This window comes from Variovorax sp. V35 (genome assembly GCF_041154465.1).
Classification (GTDB): domain Bacteria; phylum Pseudomonadota; class Gammaproteobacteria; order Burkholderiales; family Burkholderiaceae_C; genus Variovorax; species Variovorax boronicumulans.
In genome coordinates, this window is record NZ_AP028666.1 from 1,521,248 (window position 1) to 1,547,749 (window position 26,502).

The 26,502-nt window shown below is 60.2% G+C and carries 25 protein-coding genes and 3 pseudogenes; 16 read left to right on the top strand and 12 right to left on the bottom strand.

The window, feature by feature from the left end:
• Positions 1-21: 21 nt before the first annotated feature.
• From dxs to ACAM42_RS06955, 3 genes are all read right to left on the bottom strand, one after another.
• Positions 22-1,869, bottom strand: coding sequence for a 1-deoxy-D-xylulose-5-phosphate synthase (gene dxs, locus ACAM42_RS06945; RefSeq protein ID WP_369631539.1), 1,848 nt, complete (start codon positions 1,867-1,869; stop codon positions 22-24).
• Positions 1,854-2,429: an isopentenyl-diphosphate Delta-isomerase gene (gene idi / locus ACAM42_RS06950; protein WP_369631540.1), complete on the bottom strand. Its 576-nt coding sequence runs from the start codon at positions 2,427-2,429 to the stop codon at positions 1,854-1,856. The genes dxs and idi overlap by 16 nt, the downstream gene beginning before the upstream one ends.
• 133 nt (positions 2,430-2,562) lie before the next feature.
• Entirely contained in the window at positions 2,563-3,429 is an 867-nt protein-coding gene (locus tag ACAM42_RS06955; protein WP_369631541.1) for a hypothetical protein, read from the bottom strand.
• Between the two features lie 1,032 nt (positions 3,430-4,461).
• Here ACAM42_RS06955 and ACAM42_RS06960 point away from each other — a divergent pair.
• From ACAM42_RS06960 to ACAM42_RS06970, 3 genes are all read left to right on the top strand, one after another.
• Positions 4,462-5,463 carry a helix-turn-helix domain-containing protein gene (locus ACAM42_RS06960; protein ID WP_369631542.1) on the top strand — a complete coding sequence of 334 codons (1,002 nt, stop codon included), beginning with the start codon at positions 4,462-4,464 and terminating at the stop codon, positions 5,461-5,463.
• Between the two features lie 141 nt (positions 5,464-5,604).
• Positions 5,605-6,192, top strand: coding sequence for a hypothetical protein (locus tag ACAM42_RS06965; RefSeq protein ID WP_369631543.1), 588 nt, complete (start codon positions 5,605-5,607; stop codon positions 6,190-6,192).
• 20 nt (positions 6,193-6,212) lie between these two features.
• Positions 6,213-7,808 carry an FAD-dependent oxidoreductase gene (locus tag ACAM42_RS06970; protein ID WP_369631544.1) on the top strand — a complete coding sequence of 532 codons (1,596 nt, stop codon included), beginning with the start codon at positions 6,213-6,215 and terminating at the stop codon, positions 7,806-7,808.
• A gap of 139 nt (positions 7,809-7,947) precedes the next feature.
• Here ACAM42_RS06970 and ACAM42_RS06975 read toward each other — a convergent pair whose 3' ends face one another.
• On the bottom strand, positions 7,948-8,583 hold the full coding sequence (locus tag ACAM42_RS06975; RefSeq protein ID WP_369631545.1) for a TetR/AcrR family transcriptional regulator: 636 nt from the start codon (positions 8,581-8,583) through the stop codon (positions 7,948-7,950).
• 455 nt (positions 8,584-9,038) lie between these two features.
• Here ACAM42_RS06975 and ACAM42_RS06980 point away from each other — a divergent pair, with 455 nt between their 5' ends.
• Both ACAM42_RS06980 and ACAM42_RS06985 read left to right on the top strand, forming a co-directional pair.
• Positions 9,039-9,485 (top strand): DUF2147 domain-containing protein, encoded by a 447-nt coding sequence (locus ACAM42_RS06980; protein WP_369631546.1) that lies wholly within the window; start codon positions 9,039-9,041, stop codon positions 9,483-9,485.
• Positions 9,486-9,527: 42 nt separating this feature from the next.
• The gene (locus ACAM42_RS06985; RefSeq protein WP_369631547.1) at positions 9,528-10,406 is read left to right on the top strand and encodes a TorF family putative porin; all 879 of its coding nucleotides are present in this window, start codon (positions 9,528-9,530) and stop codon (positions 10,404-10,406) included.
• A gap of 818 nt (positions 10,407-11,224) precedes the next feature.
• Here ACAM42_RS06985 and ACAM42_RS06990 read toward each other — a convergent pair.
• Positions 11,225-11,920, bottom strand: a complete 696-nt coding sequence (locus tag ACAM42_RS06990; protein ID WP_369631548.1) for a TetR/AcrR family transcriptional regulator — start codon at positions 11,918-11,920, stop codon at positions 11,225-11,227.
• 118 nt (positions 11,921-12,038) lie between these two features.
• Between ACAM42_RS06990 and ACAM42_RS06995 the strand changes: the two are divergent.
• Together ACAM42_RS06995 and ACAM42_RS07000 are read left to right on the top strand one after the other, a co-directional pair.
• Positions 12,039-12,236, top strand: a pseudogene (locus tag ACAM42_RS06995) (IS21 family transposase); the annotation flags it as partial.
• 370 nt (positions 12,237-12,606) lie between these two features.
• Positions 12,607-13,329 carry a winged helix-turn-helix domain-containing protein gene (locus ACAM42_RS07000; RefSeq protein WP_369631549.1) on the top strand — a complete coding sequence of 241 codons (723 nt, stop codon included), beginning with the start codon at positions 12,607-12,609 and terminating at the stop codon, positions 13,327-13,329.
• Between the two features lie 28 nt (positions 13,330-13,357).
• On the opposite strand, the gene ACAM42_RS07005 is transcribed toward ACAM42_RS07000, so the two are convergent.
• A complete protein-coding gene (locus ACAM42_RS07005) occupies positions 13,358-13,600 on the bottom strand; it encodes a hypothetical protein (protein WP_369631550.1) in 243 nt (80 codons plus the stop codon).
• A 940-nt stretch (positions 13,601-14,540) separates the two neighbouring features.
• Between ACAM42_RS07005 and ACAM42_RS07010 the strand changes: the two genes are divergently transcribed.
• From ACAM42_RS07010 to ACAM42_RS07025, 4 genes and pseudogenes are all read left to right on the top strand, one after another.
• Entirely contained in the window at positions 14,541-15,329 is a 789-nt protein-coding gene (locus ACAM42_RS07010; protein WP_369631551.1) for a response regulator transcription factor, read from the top strand.
• A 304-nt stretch (positions 15,330-15,633) separates the two neighbouring features.
• Positions 15,634-15,957, top strand: a complete 324-nt coding sequence (locus ACAM42_RS07015) for an H-NS family nucleoid-associated regulatory protein (RefSeq protein WP_369631552.1) — start codon at positions 15,634-15,636, stop codon at positions 15,955-15,957.
• Between the two features lie 364 nt (positions 15,958-16,321).
• The gene (locus ACAM42_RS07020) at positions 16,322-16,594 is read left to right on the top strand and encodes a hypothetical protein (RefSeq protein ID WP_369632839.1); all 273 of its coding nucleotides are present in this window, start codon (positions 16,322-16,324) and stop codon (positions 16,592-16,594) included.
• Positions 16,477-16,826, top strand: a pseudogene (locus ACAM42_RS07025) (NYN domain-containing protein); the annotation flags it as partial. The gene ACAM42_RS07020 and the pseudogene ACAM42_RS07025, both read left to right, overlap by 118 nt.
• A 206-nt stretch (positions 16,827-17,032) precedes the next feature.
• Here the strand turns inward: ACAM42_RS07025 and ACAM42_RS07030 are convergent.
• Together ACAM42_RS07030 and ACAM42_RS07035 are read right to left on the bottom strand one after the other, a co-directional pair.
• The gene (locus ACAM42_RS07030; protein WP_369631553.1) at positions 17,033-17,485 is read right to left on the bottom strand and encodes a hypothetical protein; all 453 of its coding nucleotides are present in this window, start codon (positions 17,483-17,485) and stop codon (positions 17,033-17,035) included.
• 96 nt (positions 17,486-17,581) lie between these two features.
• Positions 17,582-18,775 (bottom strand): YadA-like family protein, encoded by a 1,194-nt coding sequence (locus ACAM42_RS07035; protein ID WP_369631554.1) that lies wholly within the window; start codon positions 18,773-18,775, stop codon positions 17,582-17,584.
• Between the two features lie 75 nt (positions 18,776-18,850).
• Between ACAM42_RS07035 and ACAM42_RS07040 the strand changes: the two genes are divergently transcribed.
• Positions 18,851-20,029, top strand: a complete 1,179-nt coding sequence (locus ACAM42_RS07040) for a helix-turn-helix transcriptional regulator (protein WP_369631555.1) — start codon at positions 18,851-18,853, stop codon at positions 20,027-20,029.
• Positions 20,030-20,193: 164 nt separating this feature from the next.
• Here ACAM42_RS07040 and ACAM42_RS07045 read toward each other — a convergent pair whose 3' ends face one another.
• Positions 20,194-20,742, bottom strand: a complete 549-nt coding sequence (locus ACAM42_RS07045; protein ID WP_369632840.1) for a hypothetical protein — start codon at positions 20,740-20,742, stop codon at positions 20,194-20,196.
• Between ACAM42_RS07045 and ACAM42_RS07050 the strand changes: the two genes are divergently transcribed.
• The gene (locus ACAM42_RS07050) at positions 20,712-20,939 is read left to right on the top strand and encodes an integrase core domain-containing protein (protein WP_369632737.1); all 228 of its coding nucleotides are present in this window, start codon (positions 20,712-20,714) and stop codon (positions 20,937-20,939) included. The genes ACAM42_RS07045 and ACAM42_RS07050 overlap by 31 nt on opposite strands.
• Before the next feature lie 73 nt (positions 20,940-21,012).
• Here the strand turns inward: ACAM42_RS07050 and ACAM42_RS07055 are convergent.
• Positions 21,013-21,138 (bottom strand): annotated as a pseudogene (locus tag ACAM42_RS07055) (IS256 family transposase); the annotation flags it as partial.
• A 166-nt stretch (positions 21,139-21,304) separates the two neighbouring features.
• Here ACAM42_RS07055 and ACAM42_RS07060 point away from each other — a divergent pair.
• The 3 genes from ACAM42_RS07060 (at position 21,305) to ACAM42_RS07070 (ending at position 24,009) form a co-directional block, all read left to right on the top strand.
• The gene (locus ACAM42_RS07060) at positions 21,305-22,249 is read left to right on the top strand and encodes a DNA/RNA non-specific endonuclease (protein ID WP_369631556.1); all 945 of its coding nucleotides are present in this window, start codon (positions 21,305-21,307) and stop codon (positions 22,247-22,249) included.
• A 108-nt stretch (positions 22,250-22,357) separates the two neighbouring features.
• On the top strand, positions 22,358-23,572 hold the full coding sequence (locus tag ACAM42_RS07065; protein ID WP_369631557.1) for a S8 family serine peptidase: 1,215 nt from the start codon (positions 22,358-22,360) through the stop codon (positions 23,570-23,572).
• Positions 23,573-23,583: 11 nt separating this feature from the next.
• Positions 23,584-24,009, top strand: coding sequence for a hypothetical protein (locus tag ACAM42_RS07070; RefSeq protein WP_369631558.1), 426 nt, complete (start codon positions 23,584-23,586; stop codon positions 24,007-24,009).
• Positions 24,010-24,321: 312 nt separating this feature from the next.
• Here the strand turns inward: ACAM42_RS07070 and ACAM42_RS07075 are convergent, their stop codons facing one another.
• Together ACAM42_RS07075 and ACAM42_RS07080 are read right to left on the bottom strand one after the other, a co-directional pair.
• Entirely contained in the window at positions 24,322-25,095 is a 774-nt protein-coding gene (locus ACAM42_RS07075) for a hypothetical protein (protein WP_369631559.1), read from the bottom strand.
• 9 nt (positions 25,096-25,104) lie between these two features.
• Positions 25,105-26,460: an amidohydrolase family protein gene (locus ACAM42_RS07080; protein ID WP_369631560.1), complete on the bottom strand. Its 1,356-nt coding sequence runs from the start codon at positions 26,458-26,460 to the stop codon at positions 25,105-25,107.
• Positions 26,461-26,502 lie beyond the last annotated feature (42 nt).

Genomic DNA, 26,502 nt, shown 5'->3' on the forward strand with positions numbered 1-26,502 from the left:
GGCTGGCGGTCACGGTGGGTTTCAGGAAACGAGGCTCATGCGAGCCGTGCGGAACGCGGGGGCGTTGGCATCGAAGAACGCCTGGATCGACTGCACCAGCCCGTCGGCGTCCAGGCCGTGGGCCGCAAGCAATCGGGCGCAGTCGCCGTGCTCGACGAACGCGTCGGGCAGGCCGAGTTGCAGCGAGGGAATCAGCACGCCCTGCGCGGCCAGCGATTCGAGGCAGGCCGCGCCGGCGCCGCCCATCACGCAGCCTTCCTCGACGGTGACGAGCACGTCGTGCGTCTCGGCGAGCGAGAGCACCAGCTCGGCATCGAGCGGCTTGACGAAGCGCATGTTGGCGACCGTGGCGTCGAGCCGTTCGGCGGCGGCCAGGCTGGGCGCGACCATGGTGCCGAAGGCCAGGATGGCGATGCGCGCGCCCATGGGCTGCGTCGACTCGCGCCGCACCTGGCCGCGGCCGATGTGCAGCGGCTGCAGCGTGCGCACGGGCAGCGCGCCGGGCCCGCCACCGCGGGGGTAGCGCACGGCGGCCGGGCCGTCGTGGCGCAGGGCGGTGTGCAGCATCTGGCGGCACTCGTCTTCGTCGGACGCGGCCATCACGACCATGTTCGGAATGCAGCGCAGGTAGGCGACGTCGAAGGCGCCCATGTGCGTCGCGCCGTCGGCGCCGACGATGCCGGCGCGGTCGACCGCGAACACGACCGGCAGGTTCTGCAAGGCCACGTCGTGGATCAGCTGGTCGTAGGCGCGCTGCAGGAAGGTCGAGTAGATGGCGACCACGGGCCGCATCCCCGCCGCCGCGAGGCCCGCGGCGAAGGTCACGGCGTGCTGCTCGGCGATGCCGACGTCGAAGTAACGCTCGGGAAAGCGCCGCTCGAAGTCCATCAGGGCCGAGCCTTCGCGCATGGCCGGCGTGATGGCGACCACGCGCGCATCGGCCTCGGCCTCGTCGCAGAGCCAGTCGCTGAAGACCTGGGCATAGGTCGGCTTGGCGGGGGCGGCTGCCGGGGCGGTCTTGATGCCAGCGGCGGGGTCGAACTTGCCGGGGCCGTGGTACAGGACCGGGTCCTGTTCGGCCGGGCGGTAGCCGTGGCCCTTCTGCGTAATCACGTGTAGCAGTTGCGGCCCGGTGCGCGAACGCGCCGCTTCTAGGGCGGGCACCAGAGAATCGAGATCGTGGCCGTCGACCGGTCCAGCGTACTTGAACCCCAGATTCTCAAACAAGGTATCCACCGGCGCGTCGCGCAGGGCATCCGCCGCGGCTGCGCCGGAGGTACTAGCGAGCTTCACCAAGTGGTCGCGCAGCGCCCCCACAGAGGGGGAGATCGACATGCTGTTGTCGTTCAGGACCACCAGCAGTCGCATACTGTCGCCGCACACCCCTGCGTTGTTAAGCGCTTCGAAGGCCATGCCGGCGCTCAGGGCTCCATCGCCGATCACCGCCACGCTGTGGCTGCCATCGGCGCGCAGCCGCGCGGCGTGTGCCATGCCCAGCATGGCCGAGATCGAGGTGCTCGAATGCGCAGTGCCAAAGGTGTCGTACGCCGACTCGTCACGCCGCGGAAAGCCCGACATGCCCCCGAACTGGCGCAGCGTTTTCATCGCCTCGCGTCGGCCAGTCAATATCTTGTGTGGATAAGACTGGTGTCCGACATCCCAGACTAGACGGTCGCGCGGGGTGTCGAACACGTAGTGCAGCGCAATTGCCAGTTCGACCGTGCCCAGATTGGACGACAGATGCCCCCCGGTGCCGGACACGCTGTCGAGTACGAAGGCGCGAAGCTGGGAGGCCACGTCCTGCAAGTCTGAGCGCGCCATCTTCCGCAGCGCCAGGGGCTCGTCGAGCATGCTCAAGCTTGCAGGCATGACTCGCTCCCTGCTGTGCGTGATTCCTGGGCGAGTGCTGCCCATTGCGCCAAACCTGAGGACCCGATCTGCGCCAGCATTGTCTTGAACCAGATCGTGAAATCGTTCGGTCGCTGCGACACCCACGCCGAGACATCAGGCGTCTCTGCCCATTTCCAGTCCTGCACTTCGCACGGATTGACCTGCGGCGCGCCATCGAAGACACCGACGTAGATGTGGTCGTACTCATGCTCGATCAATTCGTCCGAGACTGCGGCCCAATAGGTTAGTGTGGACACTTCGTGCAGCCCGCAGTCGAAACCCATTTCTTCCCGCAGCCGTCGATGAGCCGCGGCATCTGGGACTTCACCGTGGCGTGGGTGACCGCAGCAGCTGTTACTCCACAACCCTGCGGAGTGGTATTTGTCTTGTGCGCGCCTTTGCAGCAGAAGTCGCGACTGTCGATCGAAAACCAAGATCGAGAACGCACGGTGCAATGTGCCACGGCGATGCACCTGCATCTTCGTGTCAAAGCCGATCTGAACGTCGTTGTGATCGACCAGAACTAACAACTCTTCCATGTTCGTCTCCTCGCTGGTGACAGAACTGACTAGCTGCAAATTTCCCTTGGGCACTCTTGGGTGCAAGGCCGCCGTACTTGGAACTCTGGCGGCGTGAGAGAGGTGCTGAATCGCCGATTGAGGCGACCTAGACCTATACGAGGGCGGGGGCGGCGATATCTGGGCGATTGACGCTGGCGAGCTGAAAGGTCCAGAAGCTGTCCCACAAGTCGCAGTAATGCTCGCACAGCGTGCTGATGCCTTGGTACTGAGCGGGCGTCATGGCCTGAGTGAGGAGCAGCCACAAGTCGTCTTGATGGTCGTCGTCCGCAGCGTCCGAACTCTCGTCGCTTGCTACGCCGTGCACGAAGTAGTAACCCTTGCTCACATCGATACCGAGCGCGCCTGTCGCTGTCCGCAGCGGTGGGCTGAAAAGGATCACTTCCTCCTCGGCTACGGCGAGCAGGGCCACAACATCCAGATAGTTGCCGTAGCTGTTCTCCAGAAAGTTGCGAACCATGTCCGAGACACGGCTCGGTACATATTCGCTGCGCTCCTGAGCCCCGATGCCGTATTCGTCAAGAACGCGCTCGAACAGCGGGTAGTGGGCATACGCAGGATTCCCGCGGTAGTAGCCCTCGGAATCGCAGCCCGGCCGGAATCCGAACTCGTCGAGGTCATTCAGAGTGAGCAGAAAGCGTGGGGCCAACTTCGCTCCGGGGGGCAGTCGAGGCTCCAACTGGCGGGTTTCCAGTTGTGCTGCCAATAGTGCATCGGTGAAGATCTGCACGATCGCGTGCCGGTACTCAAGATGGATCGTCTTCAGCGTCTCAATGCTCAAACGACCGCCATTCAAGGCCGCGATAGCCGGATGTCGGGACACCGGATGAGCTGCGATCTTGTCCCGCAGGGTTCGCAGGAACTCTGCGTTCCGCCGCCAGAGGTCTTGCGGCACGGAGTCACGCATGACCTGAACCGCCTTGCTGCGCGGGTCATCCAAGTCTTCGGGAAGGGAATGCATCGAGCCTCCTTCTTTCGTCATCAAAGTGAGATGAAAAACCGAACGTTTGGTTTTTAGCTGAAAAATTTGAGAATGTAAACAGGAATTCAGTCTGGGCTGCACCGAAATATTTCTGAGTAGACGTGCCACGTCGCGACCCTCGATTGGGCGATCAAGTCCTGGGCGGTGTCGATCGCAATAGGCTGCTCCAGCAAGACGGCGAGTTGGGGCGCAGTGCCCAGACCGTACCCCATGTCATTCCCTCTAGCAGCGCTTGTCGGATCAGTTGATCCAGCTTCATGGCTCACGATCATCGATCCGTCTCTGATCAGCCGTCGACATCTCCAAAATCGAGCGCATAGTGCCGACAGAGGTCGCGCTTGACGGGCCGCGTGGCGACGCCGCTGGCGAAGTCCTGTGCCACTGCCCGGCTTGAATGGCAGGGGTTCCATGCTCGGCGACATACAAATCAGTGGCATGCGACGGGTGGAGCACATCCCGGGATGTGCTTGTTGCCGCACTTGAAGAAGAGGTGATGGCTCAGTTTGCGGCCGGCGCCAACAATGTCGACGGCGGCGGCAATCCCCAAAGCGGCTTTCCGGGCCATGGCCAAGTACTGGCGACGAGCAATGTGGCGCAAGACAGCTACTGCGACACAGTTATGGTCAGGGTCGTGTACCACGGCCGCTCGCTCACTGTGACCCGGGCCTTCCAGCATGACGGGCGGTGCCGCGGTGAAGTAGCTGCAGGCGCGCAAGGTTGGTGCGGTCTTGTCGTGAGCTAATGCGTTGCCTCGGTTTGGGTTAGCCAAAATGCGCAAGATTGGGATAGGTAGTAACGATGGGGGGGGGCGCTCGACCTATCGGTGCGTAATGGCGGGTTGCTGCCCGCGTTTATCCGAATCGCAATCTATGTCTGGTCTGAGATCATTCGAATACGTCTATGCTGCTGGGCGTGGCGCACCTCTCGGCTCCGATGTTGCTCCGAGATCGCCATGGCTGGTATACGACACGAACCCTCCTTGTCCCTTCGTTGAAAAGTACAGTTGAGCCCATGGTTCTGCAAGGAAATTGTTCGCCGCTTAATACCTCGTTCGACTATGCAACGGTCGAAACGACCGATGTAGACGAGCACGCAGCATGTTTGTCGAACTGGGAGCAGGACTATGAGCAACTCTCCCCGGGCGCCTTCAGGGGGCGGCTCGAGGAAGTTCGGATAGGGCCGATTCACCTGTATCGCGAAACCATCAGTCAGGCGGTGTTGATGCATGGAGCGACAAAACCCGGTACAACAACGTGGGCTGTGGCTGCAGTTGAGCAGGGGGCTGGTTGGCTTGGAGGTCATCAGATCGATTTCAACTATCTGGTGAGACTCTCCCAGTACAGCGAATTCGAAGTGGCTACGCGCGGCGCGGCCGACGTGGTGGTCGTGAGCATCGACTCCGAATATCTTGGCGACTATGTACGGCGAGCGGAAGGCATCGACTTCGAGACCGAGACATCGCAACATCAAGCCCTGCAGGCGATTGGCTGCAATGTTGGATCCCTGCGCGACTTGCTGATGGAGACACTGGCTGTCACGGCAAATGGTTCCAGGCTTCTCGAGCGCGAACCGCTTCGGCGCGTACTGCTGCACTCAATGTGCGACGAGCTGATCGCCCGCGACAAGCAGTTGGCTGCGCCAATCATGACGGCCGACGTCACCGCCGGTACCCGACAGAGGGTCGTCAGAGAGGCTCGCCAATACATGAGCGAGCACATCGATGAGGCGATCAGCGTGGTCGATCTTTGCGAGGCAATTGGCGTATCGTGCCGCACGCTGCAGTACAGCTTCCAGGACGTGCTGCAGATGAGCCCCGTGGCCTATCTCCGCTCGTCCCGCCTCAACGGCATGCGGCGCGATTTACGTCGCGGCGGTGATGAGTCGGTGGGTGACCGCTGTGCGCGTTGGGGCTTCTGGCACCTGTCGCGTTTTGCGGCCGAGTATCGGCGCATGTTCGGTGAACTGCCGTCAGAAACGCTATCGCGCGCCCGCAGCTTGACAAGGCGAAGCTGATCCTGCGCCTGCCCGGCTCTAGTCGGATCGCACATATTGCCGATACTGGCTAACGCCGGATCCGGCAGCGCTTCAAACTCCGAGCGCTTTGAAGCACCGTGACTTCCTATGTTGCGGAGCTAAATCGGAGGACTCAAGACAATGCGAACGACCACATTTTTTGCCAAACGTCGCTTTCTCAAGCTGGCGCTGATTGGTGTCGGCGGTGCGGTTGCTGTAGCGGGAGGCGGCGTTGGCTATCTGACGCAGACCCACCGCTACCGTGGCCGTTACGGCAAGCTGCTCGCGCTCGACGATCACCACGCAGACATCGTGCATGCGCTGGCCGAGGCCTGCACTCCGGATCGCCCCGGATTTCCGACCGTTGAGCAGACCGAAATCGTTGCCCGTCTAGACGAAGAATTGTTCTTTGTCAGCGACGGGATCTGTTCGGAGATGAAAGCCGCGCTGTATCTGATCGAGATGCTGCCCTTGGTGAGCGGCCACGTCTCGCGGCTGTCGTGTATGCCGGTTGCCGAGCGCCGTGCCTTCCTCGCCAAGGCTAGCGAAACCCGTAACGATACCGTGCGCGTTGCGGTCTCCAGCCTGGCCGCGGCCATGCGCTGGTACTACTACGGCCACCCTGCATCGTGGAACGCTATCGGCTACGACGGTCCATTCATGCAGTTGCCAGAGCAACATAGCGAACAGCGCGTGTTCTACGCTGAGCTGCTCAAGAAGAACAGCTGATCTGTCAAAGAGCATTCAACATGGAAAACAAGGTTTTTGAGTTCACCGACTACGGGCAAGTGGAGCAAATCACCGCCGAAGTGTGTGTGATCGGCTCCGGTTGCGGAGGGGCCACCCTGGCCTACAAGCTGGCCGAGGCCGGCATCGATGTCGTCGTGATCGAAAAAGGCGGCTACTACCCCTCGTCGACCTTCGACAATCGGGAACTGAACCAGGCCGGCAAGGTCGACGCCGAGCGCAACCTGGTCACCTCCACCGACGGCTCGACGGTACTGACCTATGGCGAACTGGTGGGAGGTACCTCGGTCCATTACTGGGCCGACAGCTACCGCACGCCCGAGGATCGGCTCTCCCTGTGGAACGAGCAGTATGGCATCACCGGCCACAGCGCTGCCGAACTCGGCCCTATCTTTGCTGACGTCGAGCGCCGGCTCAGCATCCAGGAGCACGGGCCGGCGTATTACAACCGGATGAACGAACTCTTCCGCGACGCCGTCGATGCGCTCGGCTGGACCGGCGCCGCAGTTAAGTCGGCCCGCAAGCCTTGCGCCCGCTCCGGTCATTGCATGCAGGGTTGCCGCATTGACGCCAAACAAAGTCAGCTCGTCACCAGTATCCCGGCCGCGATGGAGCTCGGCGCGAGGATCTACGCGGACCTGAAGGCGCAGTCCTTCAGCTTCGACGGTTCACAGGTGACGCAACTGACGGCTAGCGTGATCGATCGCCGACGCAACCGCCCCAGCGGCAAGACCGTCGTCATCAAGGCTAAGCAGTTCGTTGTGGCCGCAGGTGGCTTCAACACGCCGGCATTCCTGCTGGCTCAGTCGCAACTGCGCGAGGCTCTTCCCGCTCTGGGCAAGCACTTCGGCATGAACCCGGCTGTCTTCGCACATGGCATGTTCAAGGAGCCCATCGTCTTGTGGCGCAACATTCCCGTTGCTTATGGCAGTGAACACTTCCGCCGGGCGAGCTACGACGCACAGGGCAACTATGTTGAGGGCGGCTATATGCTCGTTCCGGATCAGCTCCAGCCGGCGATGATGGGCTACACCGTTCCCGGATTCGATGGCCAGGCCGTCGATTGGATGGCAAACTTGCCCAATGTTGGCGGCGCCATCGGCTGGATCGACGACCATCCCGACGAGTTGGGCGAGATCAAGCTGGACAGCGATGGCCAACGTCAAGTCCTCTATCCCTACGGGCCTATCACGCAGAAGATGCTGCGCGATGTAATGAAGAAGGCGGCCCTGATTAATTTCCGGGCCGGTGCCACATCGGTCATGCTGCCCGACTGGCGCCGCACGACGCTGTCTTCGGCGGCCGAAATTGATCGCATTGACGCGCTGGAGATCAAGCCCGGCAGCCTCATGATTGCGGCGCCGCACCCTTTCGGTGGCTGCCGCATGGGCAAAGACCCGAAGACGTCGGTTACCGATTCGAGCCATCGCGTCCATGGGATGAAGAACTTGTTCGTTTCAGATCCTTCGGTGCTGCCGACAGGGCCTTCGGTCGACCCCAGCGTCACCATCATGGGCTTCAGCTATATCGCGGCCGAGCAGGTCGCTCAGGTGCTTGGAAAAAGTACACGGATGCCGACGACGCCTACCGCCAATTAGTCAAGCCTGCGACCGGAATCCCAAACGTATGCGCCTTGACGCTCAAGGTCGATCTGGTCGGCCTGTTCGGGATCTATCGGGAGCAAGCGTGCGAAGCGAACGCCGCGCCATCGTCAGCCCGAGCGAGGAAGGCGCCTGATCAGCTATCGGATGACGCCAGCCCGGACAGATAGCTTTTCACAGTCAGGCGCTTGAGCGATGCGATGTCGGCCCACGGGTAGTCGCTGATGGTGATGAAATTCAGGGCTAATCCCTGCAGGACGCACATCAGACCTTGAGCCACCGAAGCGGCATTCGAGCTGCCGAGTTCGCCCTGAGCCTGCGCCTTTTCTACCGTGTGTGTGAAAAGGTCAAAGTACTTGAGGCGGTCGGAGTTTTCCACATAGCTGCGAGTCGCTCCTTGTTCAAGGTCTGGTTGCAGAAACACGATGAGGAAGCGTTCCGGGTACTCCAGCCAGTAGTCGAGGTAGCACAGCGCGAGTTTTTCCAAGCGCGCCCGTGGAGATCTCGTCTTGATCTGTCCCAGGCGGTCAAAAAGCTCGTCGAGGATCATGTCCCAAACATGCCAAAGGATCTCCTGCTTGTTGTCGAAGTAGCGATATAGCCACATCGGTGAGCACCCCACTTCGCTGGCAATGTTACGCATGGAAACAGCATCCACTCCCTCACGCAAGAACAACTCGCGCGCCACGGCGGCTATGCGCTCTCGCATCTCTTTTTCATCCGCGGCGGCTTGACGCGGGCGGCCTCGAGACTTGGCACTAGGCTCATTCATATGTAATATCGTATACGTGTATATATAAAAAAGGAGACAACATGCAGACACCCGACTTAGGGGCAGACATTCACTCGGTGCCGAGGACCGTACCATGAACCGCCTAGCAAGGGCGTGCGTGGGCGTACTGAGCGACGGTCATTCGGAAGCATCGCGGGCGCCACGCCGTCCATTCGCTCATAGAGGTTCCTTGTCGCGCTTTTCGACGATGGGCGCAGCTGCCAATTGGCGCGCGCTGATGAAGCGACGCGTCTCAGCTCAGTCACTCGATCCTCCCTAGAAGGCTTGGTGAAGGCGCGGCCACTCAACGTTGCGATTCCGCGTTTTCGCATACGTCGTTCTCTCGAGTGTTTCACGGCACTCAAGAAACGAGCGCACGCCTTCGCGTTAGATACCATTTTTTCTACGTACGTCTTGTCCGTTGACGGGGCGGCGTACTTCTATCTTGAAAATCTATGACTCTTTCACTCAATTGCGTGACTCGATTGCTTCGAGTTCCATTCGCAGTACTTCTGATCACTCTCACCCCGTTTGCATTGGCCGCGAGCCCAGAGGATGCCAAGGGCCTTTGGATGACGGCAGAAAAGGATGGCGTCCTCGAATTCAGGCCTTGCTCCGACAACCCCGCTTCCTTGTGTGGGCGCGTCATATGGGACAAGGATGCTGGCACGCCTCTCGACACTTGCGGGCTGGAGATTGCTCGGCTCGACCGCTATGAGAACGATGCGTGGCGCGACGGCTGGGTGTATGACCCTCGCGCCAGCAAGAAATACAAAGGCGCTTTGCGCGTGAAGTCGGGGGAATTGCACATCCGAGCCTACGTCGGCAGCGAAATCCTGGGGCAAACCGAGCAGCTGCAGCGTATCAACGCTTTGCCGGCGACCCCTGTCTGCCGGCTGTGATTTTCCCCCATCATCACTCACTCCTCCGAAAGAAAAATGCGTATGAACCGCTCCTTGCTGAAAATGGTCGCTGCGAGTTTTCTGCTCGTCGTCATTTCCGCCTCCGCGTATGCCGATGAAACTGCCAGCTATTCATTGGAGACCGAGGTCAAGTTGCTCAGCGACCAGAGAAATCGGGGAATTTCCGAATCGTTCAATCAACCTGCGATCCAGCTGGGTGTGCAGTTTGCCCATGAAAGTGGTGTGATCGCCTTGGCCCAGTTGACCACGGTCAGCAGGAAGGTCAACCTGGGAAGCGATGGCTATGCCCTGCTGCTTGGCTCTGGCTATCGCTTTGGGGATCCCGAGGGATGGCACTTTGGGTTGGGTGTGGCCACAGAGGTTTTTCCTGGCGCGAAGTTTGATGCTCCGCATTCTTTTGATGTGAACACCGGGGTGGCAGCGGATGTGAGGACTAGCAAGTACAACACGTCCTACGCATTGCTTGAGGTCGGTTGGGGTGCACTTGAAGGCCGCATCCTTAATGTGATCTCGAAGAACTATCGCGGCGTCAACACTGGATCAGTATGCGGGACGTTACTGGCCTTGTCTGCCGATCCCAGTAAAGCCCTTGACTGCTATGCGCGCGGTGATCACAACTCGCGCGGGAGCTGGCTCCTGGATCTTGACTACAAGCTCGCGCTGACTGATCGGACTTCACTGAAGCTGCACGCAGGTACCCAACGCATCAGGAACTTCAAGGAAGCCAACTACAGCGACTATTCGATCGGTCTGCTTCACAAGCGGTGGGATATGAATTGGAGTATCGAGTACGTGATTCCCAAGACCAAGGTGCGGGAACTCTTCCAGGTTGTTGAAAACAACAAGATTCGTGCTGTAGATAGCAATCGCTTGGTTCTCTCCGTTTCTCGAAAATTCTAAGGTCCCGCGGGAAGCTCGTCCAAGAGTTGGGAAAGAGCCTGGACTTCGGTGGTCTGGACCGTAAGATTTTCCAAGGTCGAGTCCGTGCAAGCGACGCGACCGCAGTTCAGTGCGAAGGTCGAACTGACACTAGGTTCACGAGTCTGGCCGTGGAACTCCCGCTGAGCTTGCTGCGCGAGCAACGAAACTGGTGGTCTGCGATCGAGAACGAGCGCTTGAGTTGGTGCGCAATCTTCTCTTAACTCAAGCCCATCTACCGCGAGCAGGGCAACGACATGCTCGACGGGTGTGGGGCGCGGAATCCTCGCGCGACGTTGGCCATGCTTAGTGAAATTTTCATGACCGGCCCGCGCGCCATCGCGACGACTTCCTCGAAGCGAGCCCAACGCTCGCCACGAGCCAGTTGGCAGGCGTCCATCGGGTCCACGCATATGAGGCTTGCGGGACATGTTCGATCCAGGATCGGGGCGGCCATCTTCAGATGAGTGCAGATGCTCGATAGTTCCGTACGCACTTTGCGACCAAGCAATCGCTCCAGCTCCAAGCCGCGCAGCACGGCCACGCCATGCAGATGCCACGCGGCCTGCACGCATCGGTCTGAGGCGTCGATTGGCGCGACTCCGACTGATGGGACGACACGTGCGGTCGTGCAGAGTTCGACTTTTGGGGTACCAGGTGGCATTGTGGTCGCCCAATCGGCGACCCTGGGTATCAGGCGCGGCGGCGATCCCATTGAGGTGATTTCTCGAAAAGGCCTCCTTGCCGCGGCCACAGCTCCCATCTCCTAGATTCGGGCCTTTGGGTTCAACATCGAACAGCTACGACGCCGTAGCGGCAGCTGCAGCATGGGCCAATAGCAAGTGAGCGCTTTCCCGGACGCGCACTGCTATCTCACGAATGGACGCGTCATCCTGACGAGCTATCCCCAGTTGCACGAATAAACCGTCGCTCAAGCTGATCAGGACTGCCGCTAGGTGCCGACTTTCAGTTGCAGGGATGACCGAATAGGCGCGGCGGATCAACCCTGCGACACCTGAGATCAAGGCTTCATACGCCTCGCTGAGCACGCGCGCCGACTCTTTGTCCGCGACGCCCATCGACCAGAAGTGGGGAATCAGTATGACTTTTTGTTCATGCTCTGCATGCTCAATAACACTGTCTAGCATTGCGTCCAGAACCGCTATTGCAGCCTCAGGGGTAGAGGAATTTTTCTCCGCCTCTTGGATTAGTACAACGTACTCGTCGAGTAAGGGCTTCATCACTGCGCGCAACAACTCCGCTCGACCCGAAAAATAATACTGTACGTTGCTGATCCTCACGCCTGTTTCGTCGGCCACACGTCGTAAGGTAAAGCCGAGAGGTCCTTCGGCAAGCAGCAGCTTTCTGGCGGCGTCCACCAGCGCGTTGCGGGTCCGCAAGCCTTGAGCGCGGAGAGTCGGCGCCACGCCATCGGCCTTTTTCTTGGGGGCGGCGCGAGATTTGGCGCTGGACATGCGCTCACGATTGGTTTCCATTGTGCTTCGTTTGTTGATTGCTACTGAAAATTGACCCAGCTAACTCACTAATTTCCGTCAAAGGCTGACTCACGTAAAAACCGTACTCAGCTGATCTTTAAAGCAGAGGCTCCTGGGAGTGACGGATGTGGCGACATGGAGTGTCATCAGACGCCGGGCCCTGCGCGAGCAGCCGCCCATTCGCGAGATAGCCAGGCGTGCAGGCCTGTCTCGCAACATCATCAAGAAGTGCCTGTGAGCCGGCGAAGAAACGCCGCGCTACGCCAAGCGGGCAAACTCAAGCAAGCTCGACAGCCACGTTGGCGAGCTGGCGCTCTGAGTCGCGATCGAGGCAGCCAAATCGCGGAAACAGCGGCGCAATCTGCGGCAAACCTACACATCCCAATCTAAAAAGGAAAACATCAAGCACTTCCCCACATCGTGAAGCCTTCAGGCTCACAAAGTGGATGGGTCAGTATTCGATGGAAGTTTCGGGGAAGGGATCGGTGGAATTCAACAGCCTTTGTGAACTTTGTCCCACAACAGGTCATCTTCTTATTTGTCCACACGACCTGTGTTTGTAATAATGACCAAACAAATCCAAGATTATTCACTCCGCCACGAACCGTGACTGGCTCAAGTTGCGCCTTGATCGAGTGTGGCGTCTGATCTGCTGATTGATACGTTCTGACAAGCAATTCGTGAGGATGGACTACAGAAATGCGATGGGACAAATGAACGGCCGGATTGTGTTGTTGATGAGCTCGCATGAGGAGGTTGACTGGCTGCGCCGGCGGCTGAAAGATGCGGGTTTCGACTTGGTTTGCGTGCAGCACAAAGAGGACCTGCTGGCGGTTGCGTCGATGTCTGGTATCGCGCTGTTTCTCTTGATGGTGGATGAGGTGGGGTGTGCGTTGCCGGAGCTTGTATTTGGCATTCGCTCAAACTCTGCTTCGATGGCTCCTGTGATGGTTCTAGTCAACTTGCACGCCGTACTTGGGGTGCCGGGATTTTCCATCCTTGATGTTGACGATTTCTTGTTTGGCGCTTGGGGGTGGGAGGAAGTTGCTCCTCGAATCTTGTCGCTCTGCGGTGGGGCGTCGCCCCGGGGCAGTGGAAAGCGGCATGACCCGTACGGCTTCCAATTGACGCGCAGCCGTTTGGCCGTTGAGTACGCGGGCAGGGAGGTCATTCTGAGTCCGAGCGAGTTTGAAATCGCACGGGTGCTGGTTCGACATCTTGATGCTCCTGTCCCGCGATTGATGCTGCCAAGCGGGGCCCGTGGATGTGCTGAGCCAGGCGGCGGTCGTTCGTTGGATGTTTTGGTGTCTCGGTTGCGCAAAAAGCTTGATTCGATTGCGGGAGGGGATTTTTGTTTGCGCTCGGTCTCTCGTGTAGGGTACAGGCTGGGGAGAGTGCGTGCCAACTAGGAGTGCTACAGTTGCAGTCTACACTCCTCTACAGGCCGAGGCGCTGCGCGAGCCCGCCAAGTCCTTCATCAAGCCGCAGTCGCACGACATGCTGAGCATGCCGGCCGCGCAGATCAAGGCGACCGAGGCGCTGGTGGTGATTCACATCAGCGATGCTGATGCGCAAGGCAGCGCCGACGACTACCTGCAGTTCATTGCGCCGCGGACCAGCGCTGTGCGCAGCTACCTGATCGGGTGCGGCGTCGCCGTACTGCGCCTTTCGCATCGACACGTGAGCGCGACCACTTGCACCACGCCGGCATCGCTCACGGATTGCGTCAAGACCACGCCGGCGAATGCACCGCCTGCGGTGCGCAGTGGCCTGCACCACTGCCTAGCCCGCCGGGGCCACGGGCGTGATCGACTGGCGCTTCATGGGCACGGTCGAGCCGGGCGGCACGGGCTTCGTGCGGTTCCAGGTGAAGGTGGACTGAGAGGAGGACGAGCTCTATCTGTCAGAGCGTTGTTGAACGACCCATCTGACCCAAGAGGATGCAGGCCATGAATCAGACCTGTGTGCATCACCCGCTGTTACCGCCTTCGTGTGCCGTCGCACTGCTCAGCGCTGCCACCTCCGTGGGCCCCGTGAGCAACACCGACAATCTGGACTACCCCGACGTCGAGGTGCGCCGCCTCGACTTCAGGGAACCCTTTCTGCGCGACGGCGTTGTGTCGCGGCTCCAGCGCTTTCGCGAGATCAAGTCCGGCATCACCCAGGCCCAGGTGCTCGCCGTGCTCGGGCAGGCGCTGAAGCGGCAGAGTGGCGCGCTCGGCACCGAGTGGATGGGACTACCACTTCAAGTTCCAGACGCCCCAGTTGACCAACTATCTTGTATGCCGATACAAGGTCGTGTTGGACGACAGCCGGGCCGTGCGCCGCGTGGTGCCGCCGCCAATGCCTGGACCTGCTGCCGCGCTGAGCGCCGCCGGCAGCCGCACCAGCCCGTAGCTCATGTCTCGCGATTCCACGCGTGCGCCGTCCCTTCAAGGCCTTTGTGTACGGCAGCTCCGCCGACGAGCCGAAGAGCCGACGCGACTGGCCGAGCGTTGCCTAGAGGCGATCGACGACGGCACGCTGAAAAGCGTCGACTGCGTTGTGGCCAGCCTGCGCGTCGGCGAGGTGGGGGTCGAGAGGGTGTCTGCACAGCTAAGAAGTGGGGACATTCAAGACAATGAACCGAGCCAATGCTTCGTGCGATGACGTTGAAGAAAAAATTCAGGCGCTACGCGTTGCCTTGATCGTTGAGGGGGTAGAAGACAGCGAAGTTCTACGAAATTGCGTTGAATTTATCGTCGGATGTCGTGTTGTCTCATTCGACGCATTGCAGGCTCTTGAGAGCGGATTGCACAGTGGCGAGAAGTTTGACTTGCTGCTGATTTCTTTGCGCAACGCGAGCGATTCGTACCTGAGTCAGGTTCGGGCCATTCGCGACTTGACATGTGCGTCCGCAATTTTCTTATTGCACAACAGTGACCTTTGGAAATTGCAGGGAATCAGTGCTGATTACCTCGGCTTGAGTTTCACGGATTTCTTGCTTGCCCCCTTCGAGTTGCGCGAACTGCGCCTGAGGCTTGGCATGATGGCGAGGCGAATCGCCTCAGCTCAAAGCGATCAAGATCTGATCCTGCAGGACTACCATTTTCGAGTGAGAAGTCGTACGGTTCTCTATCAAGGTAGTTTGGTGCATCTGAGCCCTCAAGAGTTCAAGCTGGCCTTTGAGCTTTTTCGGAATATGGGGCGTGTACTGACGAGAGATTGGCTGCTGAGAACGATCTGGGCACATGATTCTGCGCCGCGTACGGTTGATGTTTGTGCCTCGAACTTGCGAAAAAAGCTAAAACTTCATCCAGGGAATAGTTTCACCCTTCGCTCGGTCTATGGGCATGGGTATCAACTCGCCGGAGGTGAGGTTAGTCATCTCGAGTTATCAGGCAACAGAGTGCAAGGGGCGAGTGTGTGAGAGAACGAATCAAATCAGAGGAAGTAGAGGTCCATGCGGTCAACGAAGTCCGTTCAATGAGTGATCTGTCCCCTCTTGCCCTGTCCTAGTGCGAAAGGTGAGCGCCCTCGGATTCGGTTCTGCCTGATTCGGATTGACGGAAGAGGGGCGATGCGTTCTGCCAAGCTGCGCAGGAGCGCATGCATGATTGTCCAAACCAGGCTGCAGTTGGCGATATGGCTTTGGGGATTTTTCGAGCACAATTCGTGTGCCGCAATGAATTGCGGAATTACTCAAGCACGGAACTGATCCAGAAGGAATCTGAATGACATCGCTCGCCGATATCAAGCTACAAATCGAACAGCAGGAGCAGCAACGTGCTCAGTTGCAAAAGCAGGTGGAGGGATTGCGCGCGGCGGAGCGCAACACTGTGATCGAGGAAGTACGCGAAAAAATCGTGGAGTATGGCATCACCGCGACGGAATTGAAGCTCATCGCGACCAAAGGTCGCAAAGTTACCCACGTTGCCATTCTCCCGAAATACCGCAACGGAAATGGCGAGACTTGGGCGGGTGGCCGCGGACGCAGGCCCAAATGGGTGGTTGACGCCCTGGCTGCGGGAAAGTCCTTGTCGGACTTTGAAGTCTGAGATCCGCAATCGGGCAGCGGAAAGACTGATCAATCGGTTGGCATTGCCGTACGGCGAACGGTAGGTAGTTCCACCAGTCGCCCCGCGAGAATATGGGATGGCTTCTTGGTTACCAACGATTGCACTGGGTGGCACGAAGCGAATCCGTCGACTCCGCCCTACCCTCGTTCTTTGCACTGTCGTTGCGACGACTGCCTGTGGGCGCGCTGCGCTGCCCGTATTGCCCTATCCGGCGATCTAGAGTTCCAGCCTTTTGACTCATACGTGTTTGCGTTGCGGGCAGCCGAAAAGCGACAGATCGCGTATCCCGATGGGCCTCTTTGGCTGCACGGCGAAGGAGGCAGAAGCGTCGACGCCGTCTTGAATGCTGACAGCGCGGCGATGGCGTTCTACGGTCTCGCAGGTGCAGGCATCGGGAATGAGAAGGGGCACAACCGAAATTCTCAGCGGGCTGCCGCCGATCCTGCAGCGCTATGAAGCCGTGTTCGGCAACAGCCAGGGCAAGTGGTATCAAGAGGAGTGCGTCGAGACCATTGGCATCCAACTCGCGATGCTGACCGCGCTTCAACCTGCGTCGCAGTCCTCGTTCGTTGCGACAACGTCACCCCGGAAATCCTTGAGTGAGCATTGCGCGTGATCGCCCAGTTCGGCCGCGTTGTCTTGCGCCGCGGCTACGGGAATCACGGCACCTTGGCCCACAAGTGGCGGGAGGCGCTGGTCCGGTTGGCACTCCCCCATGCTTGCAGTACCAACAGGCGGCCGGCAAGAACACCGCAGACATCGCGCTGGCTTTCGATGCGATGGAGGCCGTGTTCGATCGCAAGATCGACACCTTCTGCCTGGTTGCCAGCGACTCCGACTTTGCGTACCGGCCAATGGTGCGATGACGGTCGCCTCGATTGCGACCGCCACGGCTTGCGGCGCTCCGCATTTGGGGCCCGCCCGCGCCGTTTCATGAATCTGACCGCATTCGACGAAACAGCGTTGAACCGCTCATTCTTTTGCAATAGCGTGTCGTCGACGGGTGCTGGCTGATCAGTTGCCGGATGGACGACGTATTCAACCTGCGGCGGATTCACAACTGGCGAAGCGCCTTGGTCTTTGTGGACCGTCCCGAGATGGAAATTGGATGAGGTCTATTTGCCGAGTCGACGACCGCTAATTCAAGGTGGTGAAGATCTGGAATTTCCTTCCAAAGGTGGTGGGCCACCTCACGCGGCACTACCATTTCAACGATATCGCCGACATCGAGATGGGCCGACCCTATTGGGAGCAACGGAAAACTCAGCGTCGTGGAACTCGGGAGCTGCACCTGGACAAACCTGATGGTAGCGGGGCGCTTGCCAACGTTGCTCACGGAAATGGACAGCGTCAGGTAGTCGTCGCATTGAAAGGGGGAGCCGTGTGCAGTGATCTTGTGCCTGCCCATCCATAACGGCAGCCACGGCCCAAACACCGCAAACAGGGCGAGGACGATGGAAAGTCCAGAAACGATCAGACTGAGTAGCGCGATGTTCTCAGTCGTCACGGCAAGCCCCGCATCGGTTTCGGGCGGGTGTCGGCAGGGGCTTCGGGATTGAGCTCTCCCCAGAGATGCCCCACGGCGGGTCCGCCGGGCAGCGTATCACCACGACCAGAGGCCGCCCGCCCCGGCGCCGACCTTGCCGCCGGGGCCCGTGCCGACGTTGAACTTGAGCTGCAATTGCTCTGACACGCGCGCCGCCACGCTCAGTGATATCGCGGACTGTCCGTCGTAGCTGGCAACGCCCAGCCCGACACCTATCCGTTTGCCAGTCTCCAGGGCCGGAACGGAAGCCGCAGCGAGTGCTACCGCCGCTCCGGTACCCGCCACGCGGCGATTCTCGGACATCTGTTGCTGCATGCGATGAGTGGTCAGCTGCTGCGTGGCGTTGATGTTCTGCTGGGCAGCATTGATGGCGGCCTGCTGGGCCGTCGTGGCCGCAAGACCCTGGGCCATGGCATCGACCTGGCCGACGTTGGCGGCATCGGTGGGCGCCACGCCCGGCGCCACGTTGGTGATGGTCTGCCCGCCGTTGTCGATGCCGGCGGTTCGCGTCCTGCCAGTGACGGTCAGCGTGTCCGTGCTGATGTTGCCGGTGTTGAGGATGCCGTGGGTCGTGCTGGTGCCCGTCACGGACAGCGTACCGCCGATCGTTGCATTGCTGGTGGTCGTCAGAGTGCTGGTGCCGATGTTGCCGGCGTTCACAATGCCGTTTGTGGCACTAACGCCCAACACACTCAAGGTGCCGGTATTTTTCGTGTTGCCCACGAGGGTGTTGGTTCCGTCGTCGCTGGTCATGAGTCCGCTGATCGGTGCCAGGCCAGAGTTCAGTACGCCCGTGAAGGTACCGTTGAGCGTTGTGTTCGAGCCGGCGATGTTTCCTGTCGCCGCGTTCACGGTGCTCATGTAGGCCTCCTGCGGCCTCACGCTCACCGTCGATGCATTGCCGCTGACCTGATCGGCGGCTGTGGTGCGAACCTCCGACGTGTTGAGCAAGAGACTGGAGGATGGGTTCGACTGCGCCGGTGCGTAGGTTTCCATCTGGATCGACGACGGCGTCGAGATGATCTGGGTGCCCCCTGCGCCGGGTGCATCGACGAAGACGGCCGCGCGTGGCTGCCCCTGCGAGAGGGCCGAATGCGGGCCGCTGCCGCTGTAGCGGGTGCGGTCTGTCCCGCTATCCACCTCGACCTGGGCATACTGGGCCATGGCTTGAGCGCCAACCATGGCCAGCCCGACGCAGATGGCGATGGCTCGCAGGCGAGCCCGCTTGCAGTTCCTGTCGCTGCAGTTCATGTCTATGATCCTCCCGGGTTGATGTGATCGACGCGGCGGATACTCGCCCCGCTGTGGAAGAAAGAAATCATTCACATGAATGAAAGCGCGCAGGCCAAACGGCCTAGTACCGATGACGTCGACACCACCGATGCGTTGGTGAGCCTGATCGACGCGTGCTACGCCTCGGTGGGCGACGACGGTGCCTGGAGACGACTCCTCGGTCATCTGTGCGATGTTTTTCACGCCAATATCGGCCTGCTCGTGCTGATGGGCGAAGGGCAGTGCGACAAGGCCTTCTATGCCGCGCACAACTATTCCGAAGGCTTGGCGCGCGAGTACTCGGAGCGTTGGTGGGCGCACGACGCACCCTTGCTGCGCGGCATTGAGCAGGGCCTGTTTCGCACGGGTGTGGCGCGCCGCGCCAGCGACGTGATACCCACGTCGGAGTTGTGCCAGACCGTGTACTGGCGCGAGTTCATGCGCCGGATGCCGGCGCTCTATGCCATGTCCGGCGTGATCTCCGATGGATCGACTCCGGGCGCCCCGCCGCCCATGTTTATCAGCCTTTTTCGCCCGGAAGAGGCGGTCGACTTCTCCGAGGCCGATCTGCGCCTGTTCGAGCGCCTGCTGCCGCACCTGCTGCGCGCCTTTACCCTGCATTGGAACCAGCGCAGTCTGCGCGAGCAACTGGATGTGATGCGTGGCGGACTGGACAGTCTGGACTTCGGGGTCGTGTTCCTGGATGCCGCACTGCACATTCATCACGCAAACCGGACGGTGAGCCGCATGGCCAGCCAACCGGCGCTGGCCCGTTGGATGGGCGGGCTGCCTTTCGAGACGCCCCGCCAAGGCGAGCTCGCAGTGCTCATCCGTGCTTGTGCCGCAGGGCGTGGCGCAAGCCTGCACATGGGGGCCAACAGCAGGGGCGGTCGTGGCTTGGTCGCGCTCGCGTTCGCGCTGCCTCAACCGCTTACCACCGCGAACGGCGATCTACGCAACGCACAGATGCTGGTGCTGGCTGATCCCGAGCACAGCAACCAAGCGGCCACCCAATTCGTGACCAATGCATTCGGGCTGAGTCGTGCGGAGGCAAGACTGCTGCCCCTGTTGATGGCCGGCCAGAGCCCCGCGCAGATGGCTAGCAGCCTGAGCATCGGCCTACCCACCGTGCGCAGTCATCTGGCCTCAATCTTCTCGAAAACACGCACTGGCCGGCAACAGGAATTGCTCAACATGCTGAGTGCACTGCCGCACCTTCAGGCCGACCACTAAGCGCTCTGCCTCAGCAAGACGGGCACAAGATCGATGTACTTTATGACTCCGAATCAGGCTCGCATTTGCAACCGAGCGACTCTCTGAAGTCAGAGTGTTCTGGGCAACTTGAGTGGTGTACCAGCGCCTCCAGCGAGGTCCTGGGTCATTTTCTTAGTTGTTTTTTATCTTTCCTGCCTCCATTTCAGACGGATAGAGCTTTTTCTCCTCCAGTCCACTTTCACCAGGAACTGCACGAAGCCCTTATCCCCGGCGGGTTGAACGGTGGTGCAGGCCACCGGGGCCGTCGGCGTCGGGTTCACCGGCGTGGACTTGACGCAGCCCGTGAGCGACAACCGGTCGAACTGCTGCGGTTCGCGCTTGCGCAACTTGGCTGCAAACCGCTTGACTGAGTTGTAGGCGCCGTCGAAGCCGAACTGGTCCACCAGATCCTGGTACACAGCCATTACGTTGTGGGTGAGCTTCAACTGCGACTCGATGAATGCCCAGTTTGGCTCGCATGCCGACGTGATGCTGCTCGGCGCTGCGCCGGGAGACCGGGGCGGCGGCCAGGGTGGGGCAGTTCGCGCTGGCACGTCGCCAGCTGTGGCCGGCGGCTCGACATCGTCGAGGCTGGTGGACTGCTTCTGAGAGAAGCGAATCGTGTGACGCGAGATGCCCGTGACGCGTGCGATCTCTCGTTGTGTCGCGCCGTTGTCCTGCCCATCGGCCATTCAGATACCTGGGCGAGCAATGGTTCGAGATGCTGGAGCAGGCCAGATCGGCCATCAAGGCATGGACGCGGGACTACAACGAGGTCAGGCCGCACAGCAGTTTCCAGCAAATACCACCGGCGAAGTTCGCCGAGCTACGTCGCCAACGCGCTGGCGATGCAGTTCGAGCCAGTTCAACAACCATCGCGATCAATTAATCTTGCAACCCCGGACTTCCTCGTCATAGATGGTACGGCAGGAGGTGGCAGGTCATCGCGCGCGCATGATTTCGATCTTGTCGTTGAAGCGGCATTCGTGTTTTGGGATTAGCACTGGCTCGAAGGCGCCAGCATGGTCGCGCGGTACCCCGATGTGCTGCGTTCCGTCGTCGGCCAGAACGGTCTTGGCGCTTCGGCCGCGGCCGGATCGTCCCTCCCGGGAGCACGTCATCGTTCATAGTCGGTGCAGAATTCTGAGACCAAGTTGGTCTCGCATCAACAGATGAAAACTTCAGATTCCCACTACCATTGGATTCACATTCAACATCGCGGCGTCGCCGCAGCACTTTGCCGAGGAGACGGAAATGTCGAAATCGAGTCGGATCGCACCGCTGTCCTGGGAAAAACGCGATCCCGAGTACGAGAACCGCGCTGGCTACGATCCCTACTTCCTCGCATTGCGGGTGCCCACACCAGCGCTCGGTAAGGCTCTCAAGAAGACAGCGACTTTGGGTGCCTTGGCCTATGAGCACTTCTCCGTTCTTCTGAATCCTTCCCGCAAGTTGGCCTACTGGACCGCGGTCAACATCGACGGCGCGACCGAGCGTCGTCTGGGGGATCGGGCCGCCGACACGTGGTGGATCGATGATCGAGACGACAACGCCTATGGCGCCTACCAAGTCGGCAATGCCTTCTACAAGAAGTCGGGCTTCGAACGCGGGCACCTTGTGCGCCGATTGGATCCTGCATGGGGCGCGGACGACACCGAGGCGGCGCGCGGCGAGGCCGACTCCTTCCATTTTTCTAACTGCGCGCCTCAGGTGCCCAAGCTCAACAAGCAGTGGTGGGCCAAGGTCGAGAACCATGTGCTTGACACCGCCAACGCCAACGACGCACGCATCTGCGTGTTTTCAGGGTGCCTCTTCACCGACGCAGATCCGTCCCTGCGAAAGGTGCAGATCCCACTGGCGTATTGGAAGGTTGTCGCCTGGACCGTCGGCAAGGCCAAGCCGGAACTGCGCTCACTGGCATTCTTCATCAAGCAAGACGAGGCTGTCGCGAGGCTTCTCAAGGCGAAAGGCGTCGAGCCGCTGGCAGTCAACCTTGAAAAAGTGCCTGCTGCAATCCAGGGCTACCAAACAACGGTTGTCGAGCTTCAGGCGAAAACCGGGCTGTCGTTTGGTGCACTGGCGGATCAAGCCGTCGACGTCTATGCGCGTAAGCGATCAACCCGCCTTGCTCCTTTGGCCTTTGATACGGTGGACATCTACCGCCGCCTGCGCAAGCCATCTGACCTGATCACCGTGTAAGCCATGGCCGCAGTGATCGACTCCAGCGTTGCAAGTGCAGCACGCCGCGGAGAGCGCGTTGGCGTACTGGTTCTCGTTGAGAAGACGCAACACCGAGGTCCCGCCCCTTTGGCGATCGCCGCCAACCTGCACTCTCTGAGTGAGCGCACGCAAGATGTCCACGATCTTGTCAAGGATCTTCTACTCAACCCGAGCTGCCGCACCGACCTGTCGAGGGCCGGAGGGCCTGTCCCGTTGGGGTTTGCCGCAGAGCCTGAACGTGGGGGCATGGTGCTGGAGAATTTGGGCGCAGTGATGGCGGCTGTCAATTCCGCAGATCTCGTCAAGGTCAGCGAAGTCCCTGGCGTCCGCAAAGTGATTGCAATGCCCCGATTCGTACCGCTGATCTTGCCGCTCAGGTATCAAGTGGCCGCACCCGCAGCACTGGTCGATGGACCGGTAAAGACCTTGAGCAGAATCGGTGTGCCTACTCTCTGGGATGACGATCTACTGGGCCAAGGAATGACCATCGGCCACTTCGACACCGGCATCAACGCAGCCCACCCGGTGTTCGCGCAGATGCGAGCCGAACGCCGGTTCCGATATGCCGCCTTTGGCGCTGATGGCACCAAGGTTCGAAAGGCACGCGCACGCGACAGCGACGTAGGCACCTCAGTCCACCATGGAACGCACACTGGCGGAACCCTCGTGGGGGAGCGCGTGGAGGGGGTGCAGGTTGGCATCGCGCCACAAGCCAAACTCGTGAGCGTGCAGATATTCCCGCAGCCTGCCCCTTCCCAGGGCGAGCAGGATCAACTCGTCGTGAATGCACTGAACTGGATCGTCGGCGAAAGACCGCAGGTCTTGAACCTGAGCTTCGGAGATTCCCGCTATAACGATTCGTACCTCGGTGTGGTTCGCGAGTTGATAGATCAGAACATCGTCGTAGTTGCCGCAGTGGGGAACTCGGGCGTGGACACCTCCAGCAGCCCGGGCAATTACGCAGGCGTCATCGGAGTCGGGGCGGTTGACGGGCGTAACCGCGTGTGCAAGTTCAGCGGGAGCGCCACAGTGCGCAGGGCCGTTCGCCCGGACCTTTGTGCCCCCGGGGTCGATGTTCTCTCCGCAGGCAGGGGGGATGAATTTGCGATCTCGACTGGAACTTCGATGGCCGCGCCCCATGTGGCAGGTGTGCTGGCACTGATCCGCCAGCGCGCTCCAGACCTTACCCCTGCCCAGTTGAAAGCCTTGCTCAAGCGCACTGCGCGTCAGCCGGCCGGCTGGGATGTGAGCCGAGGTGGCGCGGGCGTACTCGATGGCAGGGCCCTGCTTTCTGCCGTATAGTCTTGTGGTATATGGCCAAGCCCGTCGCCGTCGTCGTCAACTCCTCGCGCGCCGTCCCGCGCGCCTCGAGGTCGCCTGCGCGCAAAACCACGCAAGGGACGAAGGCCGGAGTGCGCGTAAAACAGATCGATCCCGCTTTGCGCCGCGCGATCCGGGGTGGAAACGCCGATGAGCCCTTAACGGTGATGGTCAAGTTGGACACCAAAAATTCCGCCTTCGGAAAATACCCTGTCACGAACCGCCCTGGAAGCGCACGTGAACGCAAGTTCAACGAGGAGGTCATGGCTGAGGTGCAGAGTGCCTCTGGGGTGGGGCGCGTCAAGATCGTCTCCACGGCAGCCAACGTCGGTGTTGCCACAGTCGAGGCATCGATGGGCATCGTCAAAGATCTGGTGCGCTCGGGCAAGATCACCGGCATGAAGCTCAAGGCAGGCTGAAGCCTGTTTCAACCACGGGACTCGCACGGAGGCCTGAGCGTGAGCCTCGCGAACCGATCCAGCGGCGGTGCGAAGTCCTCAGCACCGATTCCGCTTCGTGTTACCCAGCGGCAAGTGCTCTACGCTACGGAAAATTGGATATCGACGGGCTTGTCGGTTCACTGCTTCAATGAGTCTCGTGTCTGCCTGACACCGACGCGGGTGCCGTGCAGGTTCTAGAGGTCAAGATTAGATCGTGTGGAGGCAATTTTTGCGCGGTGCTGCGGCCTTGTGTTGCATGGGGTAAGGCGGTGGGAAAGCCGCGCGCAATGCTCAGAAGCGGAGCGTCGCGCCGATCAGCGGCCCACCCAGCGTGAAATCGAGGCGCTTTCCCCTATCACGGTAGTTCACGCCCAGATGCCGGTAGCCCAGCGACAGGTAGATGTTGTCCCTGAGTTGGTAATTCACCGAGCCTAGAACTTGCCAAGTGGTGTCCGAGCCCAAGCCGAAACCGCCTGCATCTGCGTAGATCAATGTGGACCACCGCGGCGCGAGGTCGTACCGCCAGCGAGCAGCCACGATCGGGTCAACGAACGATGTGTTCGACCGTATCGTCACTAGACCAGGCACCTGTACGGTGGCTTTGATGTCCCACAGTCGGATGCCTGCCATCAGATCGATGCTGGAGGCTGCGCCGGTCGACCAGTTGTAGCCTCCAATCAGAGTCAACGAGGTTTGGCGCACTTTGCCTACGGCCGAAAAGCCCTGTGGCAGGGAGGCAGCATCCGAGGTTGAAGAATGGGTGAAATCCCCCTGCAAAACAATCTGCCCCTTGCGAGCCGTGCCCGCGATGAAGGCTGCCGCATCCAGCTTCTTCAGCACATCGGAGAAGGATTTGTCGACATGGGCTGTGGGGGCGCCCTGGAACGGGCTTATATGCCCTTCCAGGCCCGTCATCCAAACATAAGGCGTGAGTTGAAAGCGCCAAGCTTCACTCTCGCGATCATCGGATACCGACGTCTGTGCGGAAGCACAAGTCAGGGAAAGCAGTCCGATGGCCCATATTGCAGGGCTTCTGAGGTTACACATAGCGGCCAGCTTGGTCATTGCCTTGGCCTACAGCGTGTTCTTATAGACATTCCCGTCTTTCATGATCAGGCGCAAGTTTTTCTCCGGATCTGCTAAGAACTCAAGATTCACAGACGGGTCTCCATCAGCTACCAGCAGATCCGCGAACGCGCCGGGAGCGATGCGTCCCAACGGACGACGGTAGGGGTTGCGCTCGCCTGACAGAGCTAGCAGTTCACCGTTCATGCCAGTGGCTTGACCCAGCAAAGTCAGCGGGTCGTAGAAACGCACCAGTTTGGCCAACTGCCTGCCTTGTGTCGGTGTATTTTTTGCATTGAACAGAATGTCTGTACCCCAGCCAGTCCGAATTCCGTACTTTTGCGCCAACTCAAAAGCCTTCACCGTGCCCTGGGCTACTTGCCGTTGGCTTTCGCGCCGCCCAGCATCGGGGTATGCATTGCTGTCCTCGTCTTGGAGGAATGGCTGCAGGCTCCACCAAACGCCTTCGTCGCGCATCATCCGCGCGCTTTCGTCGTCGGCCAACTGGCCGTGTTCGATGCTCTTCACGCCGGCCTTGATTGCGCGCTTGATACCCTTGGGCGTATACACGTGCGCCATCACATAAGTGTTCCAGTCCGCGGCTGCGTCTACGCCGGCGCGCAACTCGCGCTCTGAAAACTGCATGCTGTCCAGCGGATCGTACAGCGAAGCGACGCCGCCACCCGCCAGCAGCTTGATCTGCGAGGCGCCCAGCATTAGTTGCTCGCGTACTCGGCGAAGCACCTCATTCTCGCCGTCAGCGACCATGGCCAAACCGACCCGTTCGACCAGACTCAGCGGGTCATTGGCCGCGCGCGGAATGTCGCTGCGCAGGCGGAAGTCCCCGTGTCCCGAGGTCTGCGAGATCATGGCACCGCTAGGATAGATACGCGGTCCGACCACCATGCCCTCGTCGATGGCACGCTTGAGTGCAAAGGCCGGTCCGCCTGCATCGCGTACTGAAGTGAAACCACGCATCAACGTACGACGTGCTTCTTGTGCTGCAGCCAGATAAAGATAACCTAGATCAGACGTCATCGCTGTCATCTGCTCGATCGCTGCCAGCATCGTGTGCCAGTGTGCATCGATCATCCCCGGCATCACCAGTTTGCCCTGGCAGTCGATTATCTGAGCGCCCTCGACTTTCTCCGCTGCTGGGGGGAGGGCCGAGATCACCTTGCCTTGCACCAACACGTGCACGCCAGCACGCACAGCCTTGCCGGAGCCGTCGAACAGCCGCAAATTCGTCAGCAGCAACGGGCGTTCCGAGTCCTTAAACTGCTGGGCACTCCCACTAGCATTCTGCGCAACGGCAAACGGCGCCAAGGTCGCCGCCATGCCCCCGATGAACAAGCGGCGGGACATGTCAGCCGTCACTCTTTGGTGAAGTGTCTGGCACACGATACT

Coding starts and splice junctions, on each gene's coding strand:
- ACAM42_RS07045 (WP_369632840.1), bottom strand. CDS start 20,742: ATGGCCGATGGGCAGGACAACGGCGCGACACAACGAGAGATCGCACGC.
- ACAM42_RS07070 (WP_369631558.1), top strand. CDS start 23,584: ATGGCCAAGCCCGTCGCCGTCGTCGTCAACTCCTCGCGCGCCGTCCCG.
- ACAM42_RS07060 (WP_369631556.1), top strand. CDS start 21,305: ATGTCGAAATCGAGTCGGATCGCACCGCTGTCCTGGGAAAAACGCGAT.
- ACAM42_RS07020 (WP_369632839.1), top strand. CDS start 16,322: ATGCTGACAGCGCGGCGATGGCGTTCTACGGTCTCGCAGGTGCAGGCA.
- ACAM42_RS07080 (WP_369631560.1), bottom strand. CDS start 26,460: ATGTCCCGCCGCTTGTTCATCGGGGGCATGGCGGCGACCTTGGCGCCG.
- ACAM42_RS07000 (WP_369631549.1), top strand. CDS start 12,607: ATGGACTACAGAAATGCGATGGGACAAATGAACGGCCGGATTGTGTTG.
- ACAM42_RS06965 (WP_369631543.1), top strand. CDS start 5,605: ATGCGAACGACCACATTTTTTGCCAAACGTCGCTTTCTCAAGCTGGCG.
- dxs (WP_369631539.1), bottom strand. CDS start 1,869: ATGCCTGCAAGCTTGAGCATGCTCGACGAGCCCCTGGCGCTGCGGAAG.
- ACAM42_RS06970 (WP_369631544.1), top strand. CDS start 6,213: ATGGAAAACAAGGTTTTTGAGTTCACCGACTACGGGCAAGTGGAGCAA.
- ACAM42_RS07010 (WP_369631551.1), top strand. CDS start 14,541: ATGAACCGAGCCAATGCTTCGTGCGATGACGTTGAAGAAAAAATTCAG.
- ACAM42_RS06990 (WP_369631548.1), bottom strand. CDS start 11,920: ATGGAAACCAATCGTGAGCGCATGTCCAGCGCCAAATCTCGCGCCGCC.
- ACAM42_RS06980 (WP_369631546.1), top strand. CDS start 9,039: ATGACTCTTTCACTCAATTGCGTGACTCGATTGCTTCGAGTTCCATTC.
- ACAM42_RS07075 (WP_369631559.1), bottom strand. CDS start 25,095: ATGACCAAGCTGGCCGCTATGTGTAACCTCAGAAGCCCTGCAATATGG.
- ACAM42_RS06985 (WP_369631547.1), top strand. CDS start 9,528: ATGAACCGCTCCTTGCTGAAAATGGTCGCTGCGAGTTTTCTGCTCGTC.
- ACAM42_RS06955 (WP_369631541.1), bottom strand. CDS start 3,429: ATGCATTCCCTTCCCGAAGACTTGGATGACCCGCGCAGCAAGGCGGTT.
- idi (WP_369631540.1), bottom strand. CDS start 2,429: ATGGAAGAGTTGTTAGTTCTGGTCGATCACAACGACGTTCAGATCGGC.
- ACAM42_RS06960 (WP_369631542.1), top strand. CDS start 4,462: ATGGTTCTGCAAGGAAATTGTTCGCCGCTTAATACCTCGTTCGACTAT.
- ACAM42_RS07035 (WP_369631554.1), bottom strand. CDS start 18,775: ATGAACTGCAGCGACAGGAACTGCAAGCGGGCTCGCCTGCGAGCCATC.
- ACAM42_RS07015 (WP_369631552.1), top strand. CDS start 15,634: ATGACATCGCTCGCCGATATCAAGCTACAAATCGAACAGCAGGAGCAG.
- ACAM42_RS06975 (WP_369631545.1), bottom strand. CDS start 8,583: ATGAATGAGCCTAGTGCCAAGTCTCGAGGCCGCCCGCGTCAAGCCGCC.
- ACAM42_RS07040 (WP_369631555.1), top strand. CDS start 18,851: ATGAATGAAAGCGCGCAGGCCAAACGGCCTAGTACCGATGACGTCGAC.